Raw genomic sequence first — 5,295 nt, 5'->3', positions numbered from 1 at the left:
ACACTTTGTTATTGGACTTAACTTCCTCTGTTAATTCGTTCAGCCACTCACAAAACAAAAGATATTGATCATTGGCTTGCAATTTCACTAATCCAAACGGGGAGCGGTAAATCGCCTCATCAAAACCGTTAATTTGCATAAAAGCCTCCTTGTGCAAGTTTATTTTCTTATTCACTTTTAATGGTTGTACCGTAGGCATCTTCACCAAGTTCTGATTTTTCATAGTTTCCGCATAGATATAGCAATAGCTCGCAATATAAGCGCGAAAGGGTTTACTACAATCAATATGTTCATTAGTCAACATTTTTTGCAAAAAAACATCATTTTCAGGAAACGCATTTTGATCACCTAGAGCCCTAAGCGCAATATATTCCGTGCTCCAACGTCCAATGCCTTTGATCATCATCAATTGTTTACGGAAACTTATCAAGTCTTGCTTAACTGAAAAGTTAATTTTATTTTGCCAAATGGCTTGGGATAGTGCCGCAATAGCCATCTTCTTCATAGCCGGAATCTTCAAATAATCTAGCGAGTTCTCAACCAGTATGGATAGTTTAGGAAAAAGAGAAACTTCTATTTGACTGTGTGGATCAATAACTTTTTCACCATAATGATCCATAAGTGCTTTGGTTAAGTTTGTTGCCTGTTTGATAGAGATCAGCTGACCTAAAATTGTCGTTATGGCAAGTTCAAATGGATCCCAAGCCCCTACTTTTCTCACCCCATAAAAATACTGCCAACTATGACAGACGTCCGTACTTCCTAATGTCTTTTGCAAATGCTCAGGATCGTGTGTGAGGTCAAACATATTCATTAAACGCCATCGTACTTCCTCAATTGAAGCGGGGCATTGTGTGCTGATTTCAGCGACCAATCTGTTATGGTTTGGCTCATTAGCTACAATCACCTGGCTAAGCATTCCTTTTTGATCAACAAACAAACGCCGATAACACGCTTGTTCAAAATGCTCCAGCTCCCCCATCCTGTGCTTTGCGTAATAAGCTAGAAGGGCATGCCAATCAAATGGGGTATAATAGCTCAGGTATATTTTAGTCACCATCTCCTCCGACATAGTTATGAAAAATAATGCCTAAACTATAGCGCTCACCCCGTAATATTTTGGCAACTCCATGCTTAAAGTTTGACTTGTAATAACCTTTCACACCTAGTGTTGGGTGATATTTTGAAGATAGGATTAAGGCGTCTCCCTGATCAATATTGATAACATGTGCAATGGTTTGCATTCTAGGACGCTGTTGTGCCAGAATAATCTCACCACCCGCGAAATCAATATCCTTCTTGCTTAATAAGAACACCATCTGATAGGGGAAATATTTTTCCGAAGTGACGTCTTGGTGCAAGCAGTTATAGTCCCCCTCTTGATACTTTAAAACTAATGGGGTTGGTTTAGCCTGATTGGCTTCATATTGTGATTGTTCAAATGCGTAAAAATCCGCAGGAAACTTCATTTCATGTAACAGTCTTTGACTCCATTCGTTGGCACAGTCGACCAGATTTTCGTAAAAGTATCGCCTTAAACGACTGATGATCTCAGGAAAAGGGTAATTAAAGTAGCGATACTGCCCCCTCGCGAAATTATACCTTTGCATATCTATGGTGGATCGATAGTGCTGATCCTTGGCGTATAACTCTCTTAACAAGAGACAGGTTTCTGGTTTTAGAACATTTTTAACTACACAAAAACCTTCTGATTGGAGACTTTGCTTATTGATCACCTCTTCGTTATTTGCGCATAGTTCCATGATAATCTATCCCCCTTATCGCATTTATTGTGTTCATGCAATCAGTTCCCGCTCTATTTGTCGAATTGCTTTGTAATCTTGTAAAAGTTGTTCTTTTTGTCGATGTGCAAGAACAACAAAACCCAAGTCTAAGGTCGCAAATAAGTCTTTTGTTTCAGCCACATGATCACCGTCTTTTACATGAATAGAGACATGATGATGACTTGGGAGACTTTTTATTTTTTCCACCGTATGCTCAACATTGCTTATTACACCTTCCCTCATACAGACAAAAAATACAACCATCATATTGATTAGCAAATCATATGTTTCAGAAACAGGTTGCTGCCTTGAAAAATATCTAACCGTACGATCAATTTGGCTATCTCCCGTAGCAACCATATTATAGCGTGGATGCCCTCCCCCATGAGCCCTCGCTCCAACTTCAATCAAGCGTAACCCATTATCAGTATGCATGATCTCAATATGAGCAGGACCAAATTTTATCCCTAAGGCGTCTAGAACAGAATACGCATATTGTTGTAGTTCTTGATATAGCTCAATATCAGAAGGAAGCCACTCCATATAGTCATACATGGCAATATGTTTATCATTTCTAATTTTCTGATATCTACAGATATTCGATATTGTATGTTTTCCTACATAACTCATTGTGTCAACAACATATTCAACCCCCTGCATAAATTCTTGAACAATCAGTTGATCATTTAAAATTCCTAAACGATTATGCGTGTTGAGCAATGAGTTAAAAATGACTTGCCAGTCATTATCTGCTGCATTCACTTTATAAACACTGTCAGTGCTAGCGCTTTTAGGGGGCTTTATGACAAAACTTGAGGAGTTCAATCCTTCTTCAAGCAACCAGTTTGCTACTGCTTGCTGATCATTGGTGCATAATTGCCTTGCTGTGGCTATACCAGCATTGGTGACAGCGTCCATCATTCTACCCTTATGCCTATTGGGATCATTGCTCAGATGAGGTAGAATTAAAGAGCACACTTGTTCAGCCAACTCTACACCAGACTCACATCCTGCCACAACACAAAGTGGATCAAGTAACTTTAATTGAGAAATAAGATCTTCAAGGTTGTTCTCATAAACAAATATTTGTTTATATTCTTCTGGTTTATACGAAGCAGCATATACCTCGGGTGGTTGCCTTGCCGTTTGTACTGCCACCACATCAACGTTCGCCTTATCAAAGGCATGCGCGTAATAAGCTCCAGATGAGTAGGGATCGATAATTATAGCTATAGGTCTTTTAGGCATCACAGCTACCTTCGTCTAAGAACTCAACACATTTATTGCAAAATCTATCCCATGCTTTAGATACACTTTGACTTAATCCACGGGCTCGCATTGCAGAATGTACCAAGCCTTTTTCTATATTCAGCTCTACTTTGATACCTTGCTCACTTAACAGCTTGGCATATTTTTCTGCATCGATCACCAATGGATCCATTTCAGCCCCCATGATGTAAGCGGGTGGTAGGCTATTAAAGTTCGCACTTAGAAGTTGTGATACATAAGGGTGATATACATCTTCTCTATTTTTTAAATAGCAATCTACGTAGTACTCCATTTCTCCTGCTGTCAAAAGCGGTGAATCTTTACCATCTTTCATCCATCTGCTAAAGTCGAGTACGGGACTGATCAAGACCTGAGCGGAAATTCTGGGACCATTTCTATCTCTGCACATCATCGAAAGACTGACGGCCATATTGGCACCAGAGCTGTCTCCACATAGGACAATATTGTCGGCATTTACGCCATAAGCGTGGGCATTTTTTACTATATCACATAGAGCATCATAGCAATCGTTAAGCCCTAATGGAAATTTATACTCAGGTGCCATCCTAAAATTTAATGCGATGGCTTGAGTAGCTGTTTTGTGCGCAAGTTCAGCAACTAGCGTATGATGAGTTTCCAGTGATCCGACAACAAAACCACCTCCTCGAATATAGATAATAAGCCCCCGATGAAGACAATGGTTTGGCGTGTAAACTCTAAATGGAGGTATTTCTGAAGAAAAACAGATATCTTGCGTTTTAATGCCAGATTTTACCGTATAGGGAAATACTTTAGTTAAATTTAAATACAACTGACGCTGTTCCGGTAAAGGAAGTTTGTAAAAATCAGCTGGCATCGCCGCATTACAGCGATCAACAAATTCTTGAATTCCTTCAGCATATGATAAACTCATGTTTCTACCTCTTAATTTTCACTAAATTTAGCTTTTTCCTGTTTGAGAATGTCCTGTAAAATTCCGCGCCTTAATAGTGGGATAAGACACAATATTGAGCCAACTCCACCAAGCCATAGCGCAGATGATATATCCCATAGATAAATAACTAAAGAACTCAATAAGCTACCAACTGCAATCATTCCCCATAGCAAGCATCTTTGTACTGAATTAATACGCCCCAAGAGCTGTTTAGGTGTTTCCAACTGCCTTAAAGTTAGGGATGTTGGACCAAAAAGACCTTCACCTATGCCGTGCACTATCCCTGTAATGATCAAAAATATAGGGGAATGAAAGGCACCTGACAGAGGAATGCCAAAAATACCCGAAACAGAAATAAAAGCACCAAGCACAAGCGTTTGTGAACTCCCATACTTTTTAGCCATCTTTGGCGCTAATAGATTTCCAATCGGCAAGCCTATTGCGACAGAACCCACTACAACACCAATCATCACAGGACTTAAATTTAATACTCTATCGCAGTAAATAACAAGACAACTTGTGACCATGCTAAGGAACAACACATACAGACCGCCACAAGTAATCACGGGTTCAAGTTTGTTATGACGTAAAATAAACAAAATCCCCTCTTTAATATCGCTGATGAGGCGTTGCTCTGATTGATTCAGTCGTTTAGGCGCTTCAGATTTTTGCCTAATTGCAAAAAGCGTTAGTACGGAAATCACGAAGGTTAAACAATTCATAAAAATCGTCAGCATAATACCCAAAAAAGCAATTAATGGACCTGCCAATAACGGACCTAATGCTCGCGCGCTTGATTCCGAAAAAAAATAGCTTAGCATTGCCATTTTGAATGTCATTATGACTGCTAAATAATTCAGGAAGATAGGATGAGTACGCAATTTGAAAGAATACAAGAACACAGCCACTAATAAAAACTAAACCTAACAACAGTATTAAGCTAAGCATTTTAAACCATGCCAAAACAACGATTAGCAAGAATATTGATGCCTGAATACTATCGCATACCAACATAACTCGTTTTAACGGTAGGCGATCGATTATGGCTCCTGCAAAAAGACTGAAAAGCAAAAATGGCAGAAAAAAAGCAAACCGCAGCAGTACTGCCTCAGACTCCAATACGCCTGGGATAGATAATGCAAATAGCGGCAAAGCCACTATTAAAATCTGATCCCCTAATATGTATTAGTCTAGATATAATCTGACATTCATCTTGACTTAGATGAGGTTGCCTGTTTTGATAAACGTGAAACAAAATAAATCAAAAACAGGAGCAACCTCATGTTGGATACTAATAATAAATTCATC

The 5,295-nt window shown here is 39.1% G+C and carries 5 protein-coding genes and 1 pseudogene; all 6 read right to left on the bottom strand.

What is annotated here, in order from left to right:
* On the bottom strand, window positions 1–1,057 hold a 1,057-nt coding region (locus DNJ77_RS09670), incomplete at its 3' end, for a DNA-3-methyladenine glycosylase family protein (protein WP_192877959.1).
* Complete coding sequence (locus DNJ77_RS09665; RefSeq protein ID WP_116964861.1) at window positions 1,050–1,763, bottom strand: 2OG-Fe(II) oxygenase; 714 nt, start codon at window positions 1,761–1,763, stop codon at window positions 1,050–1,052. The genes DNJ77_RS09665 and DNJ77_RS09670, both read right to left, overlap by 8 nt.
* A gap of 33 nt (window positions 1,764–1,796) precedes the next feature.
* Complete coding sequence (locus DNJ77_RS09660; RefSeq protein ID WP_116964860.1) at window positions 1,797–3,032, bottom strand: ATP-grasp domain-containing protein; 1,236 nt, start codon at window positions 3,030–3,032, stop codon at window positions 1,797–1,799.
* Window positions 3,025–3,966 (bottom strand): alpha/beta hydrolase, encoded by a 942-nt coding sequence (locus DNJ77_RS09655; protein WP_116964859.1) that lies wholly within the window; start codon window positions 3,964–3,966, stop codon window positions 3,025–3,027. Before DNJ77_RS09655 ends, DNJ77_RS09660 begins: the two co-directional genes overlap by 8 nt.
* An 11-nt stretch (window positions 3,967–3,977) precedes the next feature.
* Entirely contained in the window at window positions 3,978–4,826 is an 849-nt protein-coding gene (locus DNJ77_RS09650) for an MFS transporter (protein ID WP_116964858.1), read from the bottom strand.
* A gap of 16 nt (window positions 4,827–4,842) precedes the next feature.
* Window positions 4,843–5,145: pseudogene (locus tag DNJ77_RS10275) on the bottom strand (MFS transporter); the annotation flags it as partial.
* Window positions 5,146–5,295 lie beyond the last annotated feature (150 nt).

It is taken from the genome of Fastidiosibacter lacustris (genome assembly GCF_003428155.1).
Lineage (GTDB): Bacteria > Pseudomonadota > Gammaproteobacteria > Francisellales > Francisellaceae > Caedibacter > Caedibacter lacustris.
This window is presented reverse-complemented; position numbering and strand designations above follow the sequence as displayed.

Coding starts and splice junctions, on each gene's coding strand:
- DNJ77_RS09665 (WP_116964861.1), bottom strand. CDS start 1,763: ATGGAACTATGCGCAAATAACGAAGAGGTGATCAATAAGCAAAGTCTC.
- DNJ77_RS09660 (WP_116964860.1), bottom strand. CDS start 3,032: ATGCCTAAAAGACCTATAGCTATAATTATCGATCCCTACTCATCTGGA.
- DNJ77_RS09655 (WP_116964859.1), bottom strand. CDS start 3,966: ATGAGTTTATCATATGCTGAAGGAATTCAAGAATTTGTTGATCGCTGT.
- DNJ77_RS09650 (WP_116964858.1), bottom strand. CDS start 4,826: ATGACATTCAAAATGGCAATGCTAAGCTATTTTTTTTCGGAATCAAGC.